Origin of the sequence: Pseudomonas sp. (assembly GCF_048269965.1) — a bacterium.
Taxonomy (GTDB): Bacteria; Pseudomonadota; Gammaproteobacteria; order Pseudomonadales; family Pseudomonadaceae; genus Aquipseudomonas.
The window spans coordinates 112,521-130,390 of sequence record NZ_JBLWTV010000015.1 but is presented as its reverse complement, the minus strand read 5'-3'; the positions used below and the strand labels follow the sequence as shown (position 1 = coordinate 130,390).

The window sequence follows — 17,870 nt, the reverse complement described above, 5'->3', positions numbered from 1 at the left end:
AGGCGGTGAAGCCTTCGTGATGTTGAAGCCGCAGTGAAAGGATCGTCGTAGGGCGGATGACGCTTTTTTCATCCGCCAGCCTTGAAAAGGTGGATCGGTGAAGCGTGATCCACCCTACGCGTGTGAAGGCGGTGAAGCCTTCGTGATGTTGAAGCCGCAGTGAAAGGATCGTCGTAGGGCGGATGACGCTTTTTTCATCCGCCGGCTTTGAAAGGTGGATCGGTGAAGCGTGATCCACCCTACGCGGCTAGGCGCTTTTGCCTGGCCGCGTGGCCAGCAGCAGGCCGCCGAAGATCATCGCGGCGCCCAGCCAGTGATAGAGCTGCAGGCTCTCGTTCAGCAGCACCCACCCCAACAACGCGGTGAATACCGGCATCAGGTAGTTGGTCAGCGCCGCCTTGGCCGCGCCGATCACGCGGATGCCGTGGTTCCAGGCCAGGTAGGCCAGCAGCGAGGCGAACACGGCGGTGTAGGCGACAGCCGAGAGGTTGGCGGCATTGAGCGCCAGATGCGCGCCCTGGCTCAGTTCATATAGATAGAACGGCAGAATCAGCGGTACGCCGAGCAGGATGAACACGCCCAGCAATGCCAGCGGCGGGATCGGCTGCAGGTAAGCAGCCCAGCGCCGCAGCAGCAGCGAGTACAACGCCCAGTCGACCACCGCCAGCAGCATGATCAGGTCGCCCTGGTTGAACGACAGGCTGGCCAGGCGGCTCCATTGCCCCTGACTGATCAGCACCGCCAGGCCCATCACCGCCACCAGCATGCCCCACCAGGCGCGGCGCGCCGGCCATTCATTGAGCAGCAGCCCGGCGCCGATGAATGTCACCAGCGGCAGGCAGGTATTGACCAGCGAGATGTTGATGGCCGCCGTGGTCTGCGCCGCGCTGTAGAGCAGCGAGTTATAGCCGGCGATACCCAGCCCGCCGAGCACCAGCAGACGCCAGCCGGCAGTGCGCACGGCTACGCGATGACGCCACAACGGCATGGCGACGAAGGGCAGCAGCAGCGCCAGGGCCAGGCACCAGCGCCAGAACGACAGGGTGAACGGGGCAATCTCGCCCGCGAAGGCGCGCGCCACCAGGGCATTGCCGGACCAGCAAAGGTTAGCCAGCAACAGGCCGAACAGCGCCAGCGGGCGCGAATGATTGAGTGCGTTCATGAGACGAGTGCCACGCCAGGGGCACGACATTTATCCGAGTGGGGGTTGGCCGGCTGTGCGCGGTCACCGAGCGGGCAGTGCTGAGCGATCATTGCGTAGCTTCCGAATCAGGCGGTTTTGCACCATACGGAGGCACGCCTTGCTTGGCAAGGTGGCGGACCGTAGGGTGCACCGTGCGCACCAGCTCTGCGGTGACAGCATCGCGGCTACGACTGTATGGATGCAGGAGGTAGAGCGAAGCAGGATGCCCGAGCCGAAAGCCCCTCCCACGAATCGGCCGGTACCAAACCGCAGGAGGCGCTTCAGCGGCGAGCGTTGCAGCATCTCGGTATATCTCGGCGTATTCGGTGCGCGCGGCGCCCCCCAAGACGCGCAAACCGCGTGAGATCCCGTGGCGCGCACCCTACGATGCACAAACCGAGCGAGATCCCGTAGGGTGCGCCGTGCGCACCAACCCAACGGCGTCATTCCCGGTGCGCGCGGCGCACCCTACGCCGTCAACGCTGACTGCGGCGGCGCAGCGGGCGGCTCAGCAGCCAGAGGATCAGCAGCACGCCGGCCAGGATCACCGCACTGGCGCCCCACTGCATCGGCCCGGCCAGGCGGAACAGCTCGGCGGGATGCAGGCTCGGCGCGCGGATCATGCGCGCTTCGGCAGCCGCACCATTGGTGGGAATATCGGCCAGGCCATCGCCATCGAGGTCCGGCAGGCTGCGGATATGGTCGAGCAGCACCTGCCATTCCTTGAGTTCCTGCACGCCTTCCCTATCCGGGTCCTGGTCGATGATGGCGTCTTCGATACGCGGCAGCGGGCGGCCCTCGGCATCCTTGGGGATGACGTCGAGCAGGCCCTTGGTCAGGTCCGGCACCAGCCAGGTGAAGCTACCGACGTAGCTGGTGGCGCCGATGCTGTAGAGGCGCGTGTCGTTCAGGTCCAGGTCACGGTAGCTGCCGTGCGCATCGCTGATTTCGATGCGGCTGACGCGGTCGAACGGCACGCGCCAGGGGTTGTAGGTGAAGCGCAGGCCGGAAACGCGCGGGTAATAGCTGTCGCTGTCGCGCAGCTGATAGGCGAGCAGCAGCACTTCGAGCAACGACTTGATTTCCCGCGCGCTGATGTAGGCCTTGATCATCGGGTAACCCGGTTCGTCGTCGAACTGGCCGATGCCCAGCGGGGCGATGCGAAACAGATCGGAGACATCCTGCACGCCATCACGCCCCTTGAGCAGGTCATCGCGGATGGTGCCGTTGCCGGTGAACGCCAGGTCGGCATCGACGGTATGACGCAGTGCATCGGTGACCAGGTTGGCCAGGGTCTGGTCGGTGAAATCACGGCCCAGGCTCTGGTCGACCTTGGCCAGCGGCTGGTCGAAGCGATAGCCCTTGGGCGTCAACATGCGCTCGCTGACCACCTGCTTGAAGTCCTCGACCCTGGCGGTGATGGTCGCGTCGCCGACGATGCTGTCGTTGACCGCATGCAGGCGATAGTCACGCACACGCGGCACGCCGTCGTCGCCCAGGCTCATGCGCAGCTCGCCGAGGTACTGGATCTCCGAGCCGGCCTGCACCACCGGGGTACGCCCATTAACCAGCACAGGTTGCGGCAGCGCCACATGCGAGTGGCCGCCGACGACGATATCGATGCCCGGCACCTGCTCGACCAGCTCCACTTCCTCGCCGCGCCAGCTGCCATCGGCCTGCTGGGTGACGCCCATGTGCGAGAGCAGGATGACCACCTCGGCGCCCTCTTCGCGCAGCTTGGCCACGGTTTCCCTGGCGGTGGCGACCGGGTCGGCGAAGGTCAGCGGCTTGATCATCGGGCTGACCGCCACGGCGTTGTTGCCAAGCAGACCGAACAGGCCGAAACGAATGCCGCCGCGCTCGATCAGCTTGTACGGCAGGATGCGCCCGGCCTCAGCGTGCGCCTGCAGGCTGTCGTCGGCCTTGCTCGCGGTATCGAAACGCATGTTGCTCGACAGCAGCGGCAGCAGCGTGTCGCCTTTGGCCCTGTGCGCAGCGCTGATCATCGCGGCGAGGCCGGCTGGGCGGAAGTCGAATTCGTGGTTGCCGATCACCGCCGCGTCGTAGCCCAGCTCGGTCATCAGCCGCAGTTCGCTGCCCATTTCGCGGGCGATGGTGTGAAACAGCGTGCCCATGGTGAAGTCGCCGCCGTCGAGCAACAGCAGAGGTTGTTCACCGGCTGCTGTGCGGCGTTCATTCAATAAGGTGGCAAGCCGGGCGACGCCGCCGATGGTGTCGTCATCGTCCACCGTCGCCGGGCTGTATTCATTGTTGGGGCCGAAGCCGAGCAGACGCGACTGCCAGTCGTTGCTGTGCAGGATGGTGAAATGGCGCTCGGCAGCGACCAGCGGCGTTGCACTCAGCAGGCCGGCGAGCAGGAGGGAGAGGAACAGGCGCATGGACGATCCTTGACGATGACTGCGCACAGTATGGAGCAGGCCATGACGCCAGGCAGCGACCAATCGAGACGCAGGTTGTCGCCAATCGAGTCAGACTTTAATTGCCCCAGGTCAGCCCCAAGCCAGACGGCGGTACTAAGCTGTAATCAGGGCCGCGAAATGGAGAAGCGCCATGGACCACTATCACCTGATGCTGTTGCTGCTGATCGGCGGCTTTGTGCTGCTGGGCGTCGGCTTCAACTTTCGCGAGCACGAATGGGGCGTGCGCGTGCTGGGTTTGGGCGTATTGCTGATGCTGGTGCCGATTGCGTTGCGGGTGCATCTGGCGCTGGCGTAACCCTAGGGTGCGCCATGTGTTCAGCCGGGAGACATAGGTAACGGGTGTCGCGGTTCATTCGGGCACGGCGCGGCGAAGAGCCGGTGCGCGCGGCGCACCCTACGGGGATCATCGCCAGGTGATTCGAAAGGCGGCGCGACATGTCGTAGGGTGCGCCATGCGCACCGCGCGATAGGGATGGTGTCGCGGTTCTTTCGGGCACGGCGCCGCCAAAAGCCGGTGCGCGCGGCGCACCCTACGGGGTTCATCGCCAGGTGATTCGAGAAAGGCGGCGCGACATGTCGTAGGGTGCGCCATGCGCACCGCGCGATAGGGGCGCCTAGGTTTTTTTCCAGCGCTCGGCGGCGCTCTGGTCGCTGCTGCGGCCTTCGACCCAGCGCGGGCCTTCGCTGGTGTCTTCCTTCTTCCAGAACGGCGCGCGGGTTTTCAGGTAATCCATGATGAAGTTGCAGGCGTCGAACGCGGCTTGCCGGTGAGCGCTGCTGGTGCCGACGAAAACAATGGGCTCGCCCGGCTCCAGGCGACCGATGCGGTGGATGATCTCGATGCCCAGCAGCGGCCAGCGCTCGCGCGCTTGATCGGCGATCTTGGCCAGGGCCTTTTCGGTCATGCCGGGGAAGTGCTCGAGGAACATGCCACCGACTTCGCGGCCGTCATTGAAGTCGCGCACGTAGCCGACGAAGGTGACCACCGCGCCGATGCCGAGGTTGGCGGCATGCAGGGCGTTGAGCTCGGTGCCGGGGTCGAAGGGTTGGGCTTGAACGCGGATGGTCATGGAGGCTCGTTCGATGGGGAGTTTTCAGAGGCAGCTGGTGGGTTGATGGTGGGCTAAAACGGAACGCCGCCCGGCCCACCCTACGGCTGAATCTGCGTTAGCCACCGGTGACGGTGGGGAAGAAGGCGACTTCATCGCCTTCGGCCAGCGGTTCGTCGAGGCTGCACAGTTCCTGGTTGCGCGCGCACATCAGGTTCTGCTCGCCCAGCACTTCCCATTCGCCGCCACGAGCGACCAGGTGCAGGCGCAGGTCGTCGAGGGTGGCGAAATCGCCGCTGAGTTGTTCGTCATCACGGCCCAGGGCTTCGCGATAGCGGGCGAAGTACTGCACGCGGATCATGCTTGTTCCTCCAGCTTGTAGTGGCCGCTCTTGCCGCCGAGCTTTTCCAGCAGCCGTACCTGTTCGATGACCATGCCGCGATCCACGGCCTTGCACATGTCATAGAGGGTCAGCGCGGCGACGCTGGCGGCCGTCAGTGCTTCCATCTCGACACCGGTTTGCCCGGACAGTTTGCAACGGGCAGTGATATGCACGGTGTCGTCACCCTCTGCACTCAGCTCGACCTTGACGCCGGTGAGCATCAGCGGGTGGCACAGCGGGATCAGGTCGCTGGTCTTCTTCGCGGCCTGGATGCCGGCGATACGCGCCACGGCAAACACGTCGCCCTTGGGATGCTCACCGGCGACGATCATCTGCAGGGTGGCAGGCAACATGCGCACGCGCGCTTCGGCAGTGGCTTCGCGGAAGGTGGTCGCCTTGTCGGTGACGTCGACCATGTGCGCGCGGCCTTGGGAATCGAGGTGGGTCAGCACGGGAAAGCTCCAGACGGGAATCGACCGATTGTAAACCTGCAAGTCAGGATTTGCAGTCATCTTGTCGCCCGGATGAAATCCGGGGCCAGAGCGGCAAAAATCCCCGGATTTCATCCGGGCTACGAACCCTCTCCCCCTGCCCCCGCCCTGCGCCCCAGCCCTTCGCAGAGCTCAGGGCGCTTCAGCGAGCGAAGCAGTGCTTCGCTATTTCCGCGTACGCCCCGCAAGCGGGAGAGGGGAGCCAAACGCGCGCTTCTGTAGGAGCGGATTTATCCGCGATCATCGCGGCTGAAGCCGCTCCCACGGGACTTGTGGAGATTCGTTAATGCAGACTAAAACGCCCCTGCTCTTGCGAACAGGGGCGCGGGTGTTTCACAGCCCGAGGGTTACATATGGGTTTCAGCGTACTCCGCGAGGATCGAGCGCGGTACACCCTGCAGGGTGATGTGCACGCCGTGCGGGAAGTCCTTGAAGCGTTCGGTGAGGTAGGTCAGGCCCGAGCTGGGCGCGGACAGGTAGGGGGTGTCGATCTGCGCCAGGTTGCCCAGGCACACCACCTTCGAGCCGTTGCCGGCACGGGTGATGATGGTCTTCATCTGGTGCGGGGTGAGGTTCTGGCATTCGTCGATGAGGATCAGGCTCTGCTGGAAGCTGCGCCCGCGGATGTAGTTGAGCGATTTGAACTGCAGCGGCACCTTCTGCAGGATGTAGTCGACGCTGCCGTGGGTGCTCTCGTCCTCCATGTGCAGCGCTTCGAGGTTGTCGGTAATCGCGCCGAGCCAGGGTTCCATCTTCTCCGCCTCGGTGCCGGGCAGAAAGCCGATTTCCTGATCCAGCCCCTGCACGCTGCGGGTGGCGATGATGCGCCGGTAGCGCTTGCTGACCATGGTCTGCTCGATGGCGGCAGCCAGCGCCAGGATGGTCTTGCCGGAACCGGCGGCGCCGGACAGGTTGACCAGGTGAATGTCAGGGTCGAGCAAGGCGAACAGCGCCAGCGCCTGGTGGATGTCGCGCGGTTTCAGGCCCCAGGCTTCCTGATGCAGCAGCGGCTCCTGATGCATGTCGAGGATCACCAACTCGTCGCCCTTGATCGCCTTGATCCAGCCGACAAAGCCCTGTTCATCGAGGATGAACTCGTTGACGTGCACCGCCGGCAGGTTGTCGATGAGTTGCACGCGATGCCAGGTACGGCCGTGGTCCTGACGGGTGTCGACCTTGCTCACGCGATCCCAGAACGAGCCGGGCATGTCGTGATACCCCTTCGACAGCAGCGAGACGTCATCGACCAGTTGGTCGGTGTGGTAGTCCTCGGCGTCGATACCGCAGGCGCGCGCCTTCAGGCGCATGTTGATGTCCTTGGTCACCAGCACCACAGACAGGCCGGGGTTGCGCGACTTCAGCTCCACCAACTGGTTGATGATCTTGTTGTCGTTGAGGTTTTCCGGCAGCCAGGTCACCGGCGCCGCGCTTTTGCTCATGAGGATGGAAAGACGACCGCAAGGGCCGCTCTTGCCGCGCTGGATGGGGACCCCGTACTCGACTTCCTCGGGTGCCGCCCCGGCGAGGATCTGGTCGATCAGGCGGATGGCCTGGCGACATTCGGCGGCGACGCCGTGCTTGCCGGATTTCAGTTTGTCGAGTTCCTCCAATACGGTCATCGGGATGGCGACGTGGTGTTCTTCGAAGTTGAGCAAGGCGTTGGGATCGTGAATCAGGACGTTGGTGTCGAGGGCGTAGAGGGTTGGAGCGGTGGGCTTGGAGCGTCCGTGGTCATCCATACGTCGGTCACCTTCTTGTAGTAGCCAGGCGACGCAATACCTGGGGCGGTGCTGCGCCGGACAGAGACCGCCGACTTTTTCAGGTCGGGGCCGAAAGGTGGCAAACAAGGTGAGGGCCAATGGCCGCCACCTGTCTGCAGGTTTCGGCGGTCTTGCTTTTTTATTACTCCAATTCACATGACAGAAAAACGTTTTTTTTCCGCCACGCAGGTTTATTTGCAGACGCGACAAATAGCGCTTGGCGAGCCACCAGCACCCCGTTACAGTCCGAAGTCCTACCTGCTGCAACTCACCTCGCTTACCCGCCCCCACATGCAGCATGCCGCGCCAATCAGGTGCAGGCGCCTTTCGCGTCGCCACGAATCTGCTTTCCTGCAGGAGCCGGCTTGCCGGCGATCAGTGCTGACGGGATCGCCGGCAAGCCGGCGCCTGCAAAGGCATCAATACCGCTCTTCTCAATCGTTCCGATAGGTGGTCTTGCCGTCCCCTGACCTCTAGAATCGCCGTCACGCTTTCTGGAGACTCCGCACATGCTGATGGTGATTTCACCGGCCAAGACCCTCGACTACGAGACGCCGCCCGCCACCCCGCGCTTCACCCAACCCGAACACCTCGACCACGCCCAGGAACTGATCGCCCAGCTGCGCGACTTCAGCCCGGCGCAGATCGCCGAGCTCATGCATCTGTCGGACAAGCTCGCCGGCCTCAATGCCGCCCGTTTCGGCAGCTGGGAGCGGCCGTTCAACCCGTCCAACGCCAAGCAGGCGCTGCTGGCCTTCAAGGGTGACGTGTACACCGGGCTGAACGCCGAGGATTTCTCCGAAGAGGACTTCGACTTCGCCCAGACTCACCTGCGCATGCTCTCCGGCCTCTACGGTGTGCTGCGCCCGCTGGACCTGATGCAGGCCTATCGCCTGGAAATGGGCACCAAGCTGGCCAACGGCCGCGGCAAGGATCTTTATGCTTTCTGGGGCGAGCGCATCAGCGGCTGGCTGAACGAAGCGCTGGCTGCCCAGGGCGATGACGTGCTGCTCAACCTGGCCTCCAACGAGTACTTCGGCGCGGTCAAGCGCAAGGCGCTGAACGCACGCCTCATCGATACCGAGTTCAAGGACCTGAAGAACGGCCAGTACAAGATCATCAGCTTCTACGCCAAGAAGGCCCGTGGCCTGATGGCGCGCTACGTGATCAAGGAGCGTCTGACCAACCCCGAAGGTTTGAAAGACTTCAACTACCAGGGCTATCGCTACTCGGCCGAGCATTCCAAGGCCGACAGCCTGGTTTTCCTGCGCGACCAGCCGCAAGACTGACCTCTTCTACGCCGGCTAACCCATGCACCGCTCATCGGTTGCTGCATGGGTTTGGCCGCTACGCTTGCCGCCCCCCTCCTTCCTCGTCCTGGCGCTTCGTTGCGGCCTGAGCGCTGCGCCTGGCAAAAATTCCCTCACCGTTGCGCTTGATTCTCAAAACCTGTTTGGCATCACAGTTTCAGCGCGCGCGCACTTTCCACAGAACTTATTGCGCCATTGAGTTATCGGATAGTTTCGAGCGCATTAATGAACACATTGCCATCATGCATTTTGCAACTTGCCATTATATTGCAATCAAATTAGCCGTTCAGCTTCGGTTCAGCTTCGGTTCAGCTTCAGGACGAACGGTAGGAACTATCTGAAAGGGCCGCCACTCATACAGCCCGTAACACATTTCAATACATAACTTTCCAATCACTTGAACCTGCCAAATAGCGAATTAACTTTCGCCGGACAGCTTCACCCAAAGAAAAGTTCGTGTAGTTCAAAGGGAGATATAGCAACCCGCAAAAGTACCGAGATAGAGGCCTCAATCGAGGCGGCAGCGACAACATCAAAGGGCCACTTTTCAATATAAAGGCCCACATTTGGTGCCACTTCCGGCGCCCCACTCTATTTATGCCTGAATGAACTTGCTCATATTAAAGCAGCACGTTCACGGACTAGTTTTGGCCATAAGGCCAGTATTTGAAACCGCATCGAACGGACGAGGTGAATACCATGCGAATCAGTATCTTCGGTTTGGGTTATGTAGGTGCCGTTTGTGCCGGCTGTTTGTCGGCACGGGGGCACGACGTGATTGGCGTGGATATCTCCGCGAACAAGATCGACCTGATCAACAACGGCAAATCGCCCATCGTTGAACCGGGTCTGGAAGAACTGCTGCAACAGGGTCTGCGTCAGGGTCGCCTGCGCGGCACCACCGACGTCGCCGCTGCCGTTCTGGAAAGCGATGTGTCGTTCATCTGCGTCGGCACGCCGAGCAAGAGGAACGGCGACCTGGAGCTGAACTACATCGAGGGCGTGTGCCGCGAGATCGGTATGGCCATGCGCGACAAGAACGAGCGCCACACCGTGGTGGTACGCAGCACCGTGCTGCCAGGCACCGCCAAGAACGTGGTACTGCCGATCCTCGAAGACTGCTCGGGCAAGAAGGCCGGCGTCGATTTCGGCCTGGCGGTGAACCCCGAGTTCCTCCGCGAGAGCACCGCGATCAAGGACTACGACTTCCCGCCGATGACCGTCATCGGTGAGCTGGACACCGCCTCCGGCGACCTGTTGGCCAGCCTCTACGAAGAGCTCGACGCACCGATCATCCGCAAGGACATCGAGGTCGCCGAGATGATCAAGTACACCTGCAACGTCTGGCATGCGGCCAAGGTCACCTTCGCCAACGAGATCGGCAACATCGCCAAGGCCGTCGGCGTCGACGGCCGCGAGGTGATGGACGTGGTCTGCCAGGACCACAAGCTCAACCTCTCCAAGTACTACATGAAACCCGGCTTCGCCTTCGGCGGCTCCTGCCTGCCCAAGGACGTGCGCGCGCTGAACTACCGCGCCGGCAGCCTGGACGTGGAAGCACCGCTGATCGGTTCGCTGATGCGCAGCAACGCCGCCCAGGTGCAGAAGGCCTTCGACATCATCGCCAGTCACGACTCGCGCAAGGTCGCCCTGCTCGGCCTGAGCTTCAAGGCCGGCACCGATGACCTGCGCGAAAGCCCGCAGGTGGAGCTGGCGGAAATGCTCATCGGCAAGGGTTTCGACCTGAGCATCTACGACCGCAACGTCGAGTACGCCCGCGTGCACGGCGCCAACAAGGAATACATCGAGTCGAAGATCCCGCACGTCTCCTCGCTGCTCAACAGTGACCTGGACGACGTGGTGGCCAAGGCCGACATCATCGTCCTGGGCAACAGCGACGAGCGTTTCGCCAGGCTGGCCGAGCAGGCGCCGAGCGGCAAGCGGGTGATCGACCTGGTCGGTTTCATGCCCCACGCCAGCAATGGCGTGGCCGAAGGCATCTGCTGGTAAGGACCCGAACGTACCTGCACGTCCAGCGCGTGCAGGTACTCGGAGACGCATATGGACAAGCTCAAGAACGGCCTCAACCAAGCCAGCGGCTGGATGCTCTATCTCAGCCTGCTGATGCTGCTGGCACTGGCTCTGCCACGCACGGTGTTCGACCCCGAGTCGCGGGATTTCCTCCTGCTCATCGGCATCGTCGGCATCTGGCGCTATTCCATGGGCGCCATGCACTTTGTGCGCGGCTGCCTGTTCCTTTACCTGGTGTACCCCTGGTATCGCCGCAAGGTTACAAAACTCGGCAAGGACGCCGACCCCTCTCATGTGTTCCTGCTGGTCACCAGCTTTCGCATCGAGGCGCTGACCACCGCCATGGTCTACCGCTCGGTGATTCGCGAAGCCATCGACTGCGGCTACCCAACCACCGTGGTGTGCTCGATCGTCGAGCTCTCCGACGAGTTGCTGATCAAGAACCTCTGGGCCCAGGCCGAGCCGCCGGCGCATGTCACCCTGGACATCGTGCGCATTCCCGGCACCGGCAAGCGTGATGGTCTGGCCCATGGTTTTCGCGCCATCTCCCGGCAGATGCCGGACCGCGATGCGGTGGTGGCGGTGATCGACGGCGACACCGTGCTCGAGCCTGAAGTGGTACGTAAATGCGTGCCCTGGTTCAAGCTCTTCCCCAACGTCGGCGGGCTGACCACCAACGAGTTCTGCGAGGTACGCGGCAGTTACCTGATGAGCGAGTGGCACAAGCTGCGCTTCGCCCAGCGCCACCTCAACATGTGCTCGATGGCCCTGAGCAAACGCGTGCTGACCATGACCGGGCGCATGTCGGTGTTCCGCGCCAGCGTGGTGACCGACCCCGAGTTCATCCGCGACGTGGAAAGCGATCACCTGGAGCACTGGCGCCTGGGCCGCTTTCAGTTCCTCACCGGTGACGACAAGTCCAGCTGGTACAGCCTGATGCGCCTGGGCTACGACACCTTCTACGTGCCGGATGCGGCGATCAACACGGTCGAGCACCCGCCGGAGAAGAGCTTCATCAAGGCCAGTCGCAAGCTGATGTTCCGCTGGTACGGCAACAACCTGCGGCAGAACTCGCGCGCCCTGCGTCTGGGCATGGGTCGCCTCGGCGCCTTCACCAGCCTGGTGCTGTTCGATCAGCGCGTGTCGATGTGGACCTGCCTGCTGGGCCTGTGCGTGGCGATCATCGCCAGCATCAAGTACAGCCTGATGTACCTGCTGATCTACCTGCTGTGGATCGGCACTACGCGGCTGATCCTGACGCTGCTGCTGATGCTCTCCGGCCACCGTGTCGGTCCGGCCTACCCGGCGCTGCTCTATTACAACCAGATCGTCGGCGCGATGGTGAAGATCTACGTGTTCTTCCGCCTCGACCAGCAGTCCTGGACGCGCCAGAACACCAAGCTCAATCGCGGCCTGTCCAGCTTCGCCAACTGGTTCAACAGCTGGTCGTCGCGTGCCATGACCTTCTCTGCCGCCTCTGTCTTCATCGCCGCGCTACTGGCGCTGGTGTGACCGTACTCGAATAGGAATTAGCCACCATGAACTCCGTCGCCACTCACAACGTCGTCCATGAGTCCGAGGCCCAGCGCCAGCACGCCCGCGTCAAGCTGCCGGGGCGTCTGCGCTTCACCAATGCCAAGGGCGAACGCATCGATGCGCGTCTGCAGGATATCTCTGCCGGCGGTTTCAGCTTCACCAACGAGAAGACCACGCACAAGGTCGGTGATTTTCATCGCGGCCAGTTGCAGTTCCAGCTCGACAGCCTGGTGCTGGGCCTGGACGTGGAGTTTCAGGTCAACTCGGTACAGCCCGAGCAGAACCGCATCGGCTGCCAGTTCCATGGCGTCGGCGCACGTGAAACCGCGGCCCTGCGCCACCTGATCAGCGCGCACCTGGCTGGCGAGCTGGTCAACGTCGGCGAAGTGCTGCACATCCTCCAGCGCGACAACTTCACCAAGGCGCGCAAGAACGGCGGTAGCGGCGGTATGGGCGTGTTCGGCCGCCTGCGTGCGGTGACGTTCAGCGGCGCGATCTTCCTCATCGGTCTGGCCGCCTTCGGCTATATCGGCAAGTCGATCTACGGCCTGTACTTCGTCACCCACGCACAGTCGGCGCAGATCAGCCTGCCCGCGCTGCAGGTGACCATGCCGCGTGAAGGCAGCGTGCAGAGCCTGGCGCAGCCCGACGGCATCGTCGAGAAAGGCGCACCAATCGCCACCTTCACCACCAGCATGCTGGAAATGCTCAAGGGGCACCTGGGTGAAGACCAGCTCGACCCGAGCCAGATCGAAGCGCTGTTCGCCCGTGAGATGCAGGGCACTCTGACCAGCCCATGCAACTGCAAGATCTCTCGCCAACTGGTGGCCGACGGTCAGTTCGCCAGCAAGGGCGACGTGATCTTCGAACTGGTGCCGCAGGACGGCATCGCCACCGTCGCCGCCAGCTTCCCCTACCGCCATCTGGAACAGGCACGCCCCGGCACGCCGGTGACCTTCAAGGTGGCCGGCGAAGACCAGGCGCGTCACGGCGAGATTGTCAGCAGCGCCCTGCATGACGGCGGCCTGAGTTCGGACATCCGCGTGGTGATCAAGCCCCGGGAAACCCTGCCGGCCAGCCTCGCCGGGCAACCGGTGGATGTGGTCATCGACCGTGGCCCGTCGCTGGGCTGGCTGGTCGACCGCGCCGTCGCGGCAGGCCGCTAAGGAGGACGTGTCGTGAGCATGCCCCTACTTCGCCCCGCCCTGCTCGGCCTCGCCGTCAGCGCCACGCTGGCCGGCTGCGCCGGTCTGCCGGATGAGCGCCTGGCGCGTGAAGCCCTGCACAGCGGCGATGCGCAGACGGCCGAATGGCATTTCCGTCAGCTCGCCGAGATGGGCTACAGCGACGCGCAGATCGGCCTGGCCGACATCTATGCAGCAGGTGGCCAGACCCAGGATCTGGATGAGGCCGAGCGCATCTACCGCCAGGCTCAGGACGGTTCGCCACGGGCCGAGGCGCGCCTCGGCAAGCTGCTGGCGCGCAAGCCCGGCAGCAGCCTGGCCGAGCGCCAGGAGGCCGCCGAGTTGCTGGAGAGCGCCGTCCAGGCCCGCGAGCCCAGTGCGCTGCTGCCGCTGACCGAACTCTACCTGTTCTACCCACAGGACTTTCCCGCCATGAACCTCGCGCAACGTATCCAGGACTGGCGCCAGCAGGGTCTGCCGCAGGCAGAGCTGGCGCAGATTCTTCTGTATCGCACCGATGGCACCTACGACCAGCATCTGGGTGAGATCGAGCGCATCTGCCAGGCGCGCCTGGCCAGCAACGACGCCTGCTACGCCGAGTTGGCCACGGTCTACCAGAAGCAGAACCGCGAAGACGACCGTCAGGCGCTGATCGAGCAACTGCTGGCGGGTTACCGCGCCGGCACTGTCTCGCCCAACCAGGTCGACGCCGTGGCCCAGGTCCTCAGCGACCCTGAGGTCGGCCAACCGCAACCGCAGCAGGCACAGGAGCTGCTCGAAGCCATTGCACCGAACTATCCGGCCGCCTGGGTCAGCCTGGCGCGCCTGCTCTACGACTATCCGGCGCAAGGCGATATCGACACGCTGCTCGGTTATCTGGACAAGGGCCGCGAGGCTGCCCTGCCACGCGCCGAGCTGCTGCTCGGGCGCCTGTACTACGAAGGCAAGTTGCTGCCGCAGCAACCGAAGAAAGCCGAAGAGCACCTGCGCAAGGCCGCGCCCAGCGAACCCAGCGCCAATTACTACCTGGGGCAGATCTACCTGCGCGGCTACCTCGGCGAGGTCTACGCCCAGCAGGCGCTCGACCACCTGCTCAGCGCTGCGCGCGCTGGCCAGCTCAGCGCCGACTTCGCCCTGGCGCAGATGTTCAGCCAGGGTCGCGGGGTCAAGCCCAACCCGGTCAACGCCTACGTATTCAGCCAACTGGCCCTGCCACGCAACACGCCGCCGACCGTCGAGCTGGCGCAGACGGTGGCCGAGAGCCTGACCCCGGCACAACTGGCCGAAGGCCAACGCCTGCTGCGCGAAGAGCGCGATGCACGCGGCATCGTCCTGCAGCAGCAGGCCGCCCTGCAGGTCAGCCAGCCATGAACAAGGATGCACGCATGCAGTTGAACAAAATCGTTAGCCAGCTGGGGTTGAGTGCCAGCCTGCTGGCAGCCAGTACGGCCTGGGCGGCGGATGCACCGAAGAATTTCGGTCTGGATGTGAAGATCACCGCGCAATCGGAAGACGACCGCGACCTCGGCACCCGCGAAGGTGGCGACGTCAGCGGTATCGGTCTCGATGTGCGCCCCTGGGCCTACGGCGAGCGCGGCAACTGGAGCGCCTTCGCCATGGGCCAGGCAGTCACCGCCACCGACACCATCGAAACCGACCCGCTGCAGGATGACGGCGAAGACAGCACGCAGCGCAGCGACGCCCGCCAGCCGGACAAGAGCTACCTGGCCATGCGCGAATTCTGGGTCGACTACGCCGGCCTCACCGCCTACCCGGGTGAGCACCTGCGCGTCGGTCGTCAGCGCCTGCGCAGTGACGAAGGCACCTGGTGGGACACCAACATCGAAGCGCTCAACTGGCGCTTCGATACCACCCTGCTGCAGGCCAACGTCGGCATCGCCGAGCGCTTCTCCGATTACCGCACCGACCTCGACGACCTGGCGCCCGAAGACGAAGACCGCCAGCATTTCTTCGCCGGCCTCGACTACCAGTGGACGCCCGGCCACCGCATCGGCACCAAGCTGCATCACAGCCGCGACGACGGCCGCCTGGCCAATCCCGGCGAGCGCGTCGACGAGCTGAGCAAACGCTACACCGGCGACCTGACCTGGTTCGGCCTGCACGCCGACGGCGGCTTCTTCGAGCGCAATTCGCGCAACCGCCTCAACTACTGGGCGCAGCTGACCTGGCTCAAGGGCGATACCGACCAATTGCAGCAGCAGGTGGTCGGCAGCGAGCGCATCGCCAGCGGCTCGCGCAGCCAGGACGTCGACGCCTGGGCCATGGACCTGGGCCTGCGCTACAGCCTCGACGACAACTGGAAGATCGGCGCCGCCTATGCCCGTGGCAGCGGCGGTGGCGACGACGGCAAGTCGCGCCAGTTCATGCAGACCGGCCTGCACAGCAACCGCGCCAACTTCACCGGCGTCGATTCGCGCCTGCACCGCTACGGCGAGGCCTTCCGTGGCGAGCTCTCCAACCTGCAGGTGGCCAGTGCCTTCAGCTCCTGGCAACTGGGCGAGGACTACGACGCCAGCGTCGTCTATCACCGTTTCTGGCGCGTCGATGGCGACCAGGACGTCGGCGACAGCGGCATCACCGCGCCGCTGGTGGCTGGCGAGAAAGACATCGGCCAGGAAGTCGACCTGGTGCTGACCCGCTATTTCAAGCAGGGCCTGCTGCCGGCCGCCGTCGCCGAACAACTGGATGACCGCTCGGCCCTGGTGCGCCTGCGCGCCGGCGTGTTCCTGCCAGGCGACGCCTACGGCAGCGGCACCGACTCGGTGATGCACCGCGCCTTCGTCGACTTCATCTGGCGCTTCTGAGGGATCGGATCATGCAACCCAACGGCTTAGCCCTACCCCTGCTGCTCGGCGCGCTGTGCCTCACGGTGCCCCTGGCCCAGGCCAACCCGACGCAGCACCAGTTCGACTATCGCGTGCGTAGCGCACCGGCGGACGAACTGCATCTGCAAGCGCCCAAACTGCCGGACCTGTCCGGCTACACCAAGGAGGCCGTGCTGGCCAGGATCCCGCGTGAAAAGCGCGGTCAGGTGGTGGTACGGCGCATGCTGCGCCAGGACGCGCTGAAGGACTTCACCGGCGGCAACGAACGCCTGCGTGAATGGATCAAACGCCAGCAAGGCATGCCCCAGGCGATCTTCATCGAAGGTGGCCTGGTCACCGCCCAGGACATCGCCAAGGCGCTGCCTGACAGCCAGTTCGCCGAGCAGGAACCGGGCGTGTACCTGGCCCGTCTGCCCATCGTCGTGGCAGAAGGCGCGGCGCTGCACGTCGGCAAGGAAACCCGCGAACTGCGCCTGTCGCAGGAGCGCGGCGCGTTCCTGGTCAACGACGGCCTGATGTTTCTCACCGACACCCGCGTCACCGCCTGGCGCGAGGCCGACAACGGCCCGGCGACCCTGCGCGACGACGGCAAGGAGTTCCGCCCGTTCCTGGTGTCCTGGGGCGGCAGCGAGCTGTACATCGCAGGTAGCGTGCTGACCAGCCTGGGCTACGACAACTCCAAGTCCTATGGCGTGTCGATCACCCAGTACACGCCGAACATGCACGAGCGCCTGCAACGTGAAGAACCGACCGGCTGGCTGATCGATTCGGAGTTCGTCGACCACTGGTACGGCTTCTACTGCTACGAAGCGCAGAACGTGGTGATCAAGGGCAACACCTACCGCGACAACATCGTCTACGGCATCGACCCGCACGACCGCTCGCACGGCCTGATCATCGCCGAGAACACCGTGTTCGGTACGAAGAAGAAGCACGGCATCATCATCTCGCGCGAGGTCAACGACAGCTGGATCTTCAACAACGAGAGCTACGACAACAAGCTCTCCGGGGTGGTGATCGACCGTAACAGCGAGCACAACCTGATCGCCTACAACCGCGTGCATGGCAATCATGCCGACGGCATCACCCTGTACGAGAGCGGCGACAACCTGCTGTGGGGCAACCAGGTGCTGCGCAACCAGCGCCACGGCATCCGCATCCGCAACAGCGAGAACATCCGCCTGTACGACAACGTCTCGGCGATGAATCAGCTCACCGGCGTGTACGGCCACATCAAGGACCTGTCCGACACCGACCGCGACCTGCAACTGGACCCGTTCGACACCAAGATCTCGATGATCATCGTCGGCGGCACCCTGGCCGGCAATGGCTCCAGCCCGATCAACATCGACTCGCCACTTTCCGTCGAGCTGTACCGCGTGAAGATGCTCGCGCCGCGCAAGAGCAGCGGCATCCAACTCGCCGGCATCCTCGGCGAGAAGCAGGACGAAATCCTCGACCTCATGGTGCGCCAGCGCCTGCCCGTGCTGATCGACCCGATCGATCCCGAGCTGCTCGGAGCCGACTCACGATCTCGCGAGCTAGAGCCATGCAAGGCGAAAGCAGGCGAGGACGCGGAGTTTACGAGTTGTAAATGAGCAGTCCGAGCCTGCTTTCAACGCCGCTGGGCCGACGCGCAGCAGATCGTGATCGAGCT

At 63.9% G+C, this 17,870-nt stretch carries 15 protein-coding genes; 8 read left to right on the top strand and 7 right to left on the bottom strand.

Annotation, left to right across the window (positions count from 1 at the left end; translation table 11 throughout):
• The 3 genes from ACN0X6_RS17530 to ACN0X6_RS17520 all read right to left on the bottom strand — a co-directional run.
• A partial coding sequence (locus ACN0X6_RS17530) for a hypothetical protein (protein WP_417705870.1) occupies positions 1-238 on the bottom strand: 238 nt, incomplete at its 3' end.
• Between the two features lie 9 nt (positions 239-247).
• On the bottom strand, positions 248-1,162 hold the full coding sequence (locus ACN0X6_RS17525; protein WP_417705868.1) for a DMT family transporter: 915 nt from the start codon (positions 1,160-1,162) through the stop codon (positions 248-250).
• 497 nt (positions 1,163-1,659) lie between these two features.
• A complete protein-coding gene (locus tag ACN0X6_RS17520; RefSeq protein ID WP_417705866.1) occupies positions 1,660-3,582 on the bottom strand; it encodes a bifunctional metallophosphatase/5'-nucleotidase in 1,923 nt (640 codons plus the stop codon).
• A 172-nt stretch (positions 3,583-3,754) separates the two neighbouring features.
• On the opposite strand from ACN0X6_RS17520, the gene ACN0X6_RS17515 reads away from it, so the two are divergent.
• Positions 3,755-3,919 (top strand): hypothetical protein, encoded by a 165-nt coding sequence (locus ACN0X6_RS17515; RefSeq protein ID WP_196473641.1) that lies wholly within the window; start codon positions 3,755-3,757, stop codon positions 3,917-3,919.
• A gap of 319 nt (positions 3,920-4,238) precedes the next feature.
• Here ACN0X6_RS17515 and moaE read toward each other — a convergent pair whose 3' ends face one another.
• From moaE to ACN0X6_RS17495, 4 genes are all read right to left on the bottom strand, one after another.
• Positions 4,239-4,694 (bottom strand): molybdopterin synthase catalytic subunit MoaE, encoded by a 456-nt coding sequence (gene moaE / locus ACN0X6_RS17510; RefSeq protein ID WP_417705865.1) that lies wholly within the window; start codon positions 4,692-4,694, stop codon positions 4,239-4,241.
• Between the two features lie 97 nt (positions 4,695-4,791).
• Entirely contained in the window at positions 4,792-5,034 is a 243-nt protein-coding gene (locus tag ACN0X6_RS17505; RefSeq protein ID WP_003459467.1) for a MoaD/ThiS family protein, read from the bottom strand.
• A complete protein-coding gene (gene moaC / locus ACN0X6_RS17500) occupies positions 5,031-5,507 on the bottom strand; it encodes a cyclic pyranopterin monophosphate synthase MoaC (protein ID WP_116619775.1) in 477 nt (158 codons plus the stop codon). Before moaC ends, ACN0X6_RS17505 begins: the two co-directional genes overlap by 4 nt.
• Positions 5,508-5,893: 386 nt before the next feature.
• Positions 5,894-7,285 (bottom strand): PhoH family protein, encoded by a 1,392-nt coding sequence (locus ACN0X6_RS17495; RefSeq protein ID WP_417705863.1) that lies wholly within the window; start codon positions 7,283-7,285, stop codon positions 5,894-5,896.
• 530 nt (positions 7,286-7,815) lie between these two features.
• On the opposite strand from ACN0X6_RS17495, the gene yaaA reads away from it, so the two are divergent.
• From yaaA to algG, 7 genes are all read left to right on the top strand, one after another.
• On the top strand, positions 7,816-8,595 hold the full coding sequence (gene yaaA / locus ACN0X6_RS17490) for a peroxide stress protein YaaA (RefSeq protein ID WP_179575688.1): 780 nt from the start codon (positions 7,816-7,818) through the stop codon (positions 8,593-8,595).
• Between the two features lie 720 nt (positions 8,596-9,315).
• Positions 9,316-10,626: a GDP-mannose 6-dehydrogenase gene (gene algD / locus ACN0X6_RS17485; RefSeq protein WP_417705862.1), complete on the top strand. Its 1,311-nt coding sequence runs from the start codon at positions 9,316-9,318 to the stop codon at positions 10,624-10,626.
• 51 nt (positions 10,627-10,677) lie between these two features.
• The gene (gene alg8 / locus ACN0X6_RS17480; protein WP_417705860.1) at positions 10,678-12,159 is read left to right on the top strand and encodes a mannuronan synthase; all 1,482 of its coding nucleotides are present in this window, start codon (positions 10,678-10,680) and stop codon (positions 12,157-12,159) included.
• Between the two features lie 26 nt (positions 12,160-12,185).
• On the top strand, positions 12,186-13,349 hold the full coding sequence (locus ACN0X6_RS17475; protein ID WP_417705859.1) for a PilZ domain-containing protein: 1,164 nt from the start codon (positions 12,186-12,188) through the stop codon (positions 13,347-13,349).
• A 12-nt stretch (positions 13,350-13,361) separates the two neighbouring features.
• Positions 13,362-14,738, top strand: coding sequence for an alginate biosynthesis TPR repeat lipoprotein AlgK (gene algK, locus ACN0X6_RS17470; RefSeq protein ID WP_417705858.1), 1,377 nt, complete (start codon positions 13,362-13,364; stop codon positions 14,736-14,738).
• Positions 14,739-14,752: 14 nt separating this feature from the next.
• Entirely contained in the window at positions 14,753-16,192 is a 1,440-nt protein-coding gene (locus tag ACN0X6_RS17465; protein WP_417705856.1) for an alginate export family protein, read from the top strand.
• Between the two features lie 11 nt (positions 16,193-16,203).
• A complete protein-coding gene (gene algG, locus ACN0X6_RS17460; protein WP_417705854.1) occupies positions 16,204-17,811 on the top strand; it encodes a mannuronan 5-epimerase AlgG in 1,608 nt (535 codons plus the stop codon).
• Positions 17,812-17,870: the final 59 nt, after the last annotated feature.

Coding starts and splice junctions, on each gene's coding strand:
- yaaA (WP_179575688.1), top strand. CDS start 7,816: ATGCTGATGGTGATTTCACCGGCCAAGACCCTCGACTACGAGACGCCG.
- ACN0X6_RS17515 (WP_196473641.1), top strand. CDS start 3,755: ATGGACCACTATCACCTGATGCTGTTGCTGCTGATCGGCGGCTTTGTG.
- ACN0X6_RS17505 (WP_003459467.1), bottom strand. CDS start 5,034: ATGATCCGCGTGCAGTACTTCGCCCGCTATCGCGAAGCCCTGGGCCGT.
- ACN0X6_RS17525 (WP_417705868.1), bottom strand. CDS start 1,162: ATGAACGCACTCAATCATTCGCGCCCGCTGGCGCTGTTCGGCCTGTTG.
- ACN0X6_RS17475 (WP_417705859.1), top strand. CDS start 12,186: ATGAACTCCGTCGCCACTCACAACGTCGTCCATGAGTCCGAGGCCCAG.
- ACN0X6_RS17495 (WP_417705863.1), bottom strand. CDS start 7,285: ATGGATGACCACGGACGCTCCAAGCCCACCGCTCCAACCCTCTACGCC.
- alg8 (WP_417705860.1), top strand. CDS start 10,678: ATGGACAAGCTCAAGAACGGCCTCAACCAAGCCAGCGGCTGGATGCTC.
- moaE (WP_417705865.1), bottom strand. CDS start 4,694: ATGACCATCCGCGTTCAAGCCCAACCCTTCGACCCCGGCACCGAGCTC.
- algD (WP_417705862.1), top strand. CDS start 9,316: ATGCGAATCAGTATCTTCGGTTTGGGTTATGTAGGTGCCGTTTGTGCC.
- ACN0X6_RS17520 (WP_417705866.1), bottom strand. CDS start 3,582: ATGCGCCTGTTCCTCTCCCTCCTGCTCGCCGGCCTGCTGAGTGCAACG.
- ACN0X6_RS17465 (WP_417705856.1), top strand. CDS start 14,753: ATGCAGTTGAACAAAATCGTTAGCCAGCTGGGGTTGAGTGCCAGCCTG.
- algG (WP_417705854.1), top strand. CDS start 16,204: ATGCAACCCAACGGCTTAGCCCTACCCCTGCTGCTCGGCGCGCTGTGC.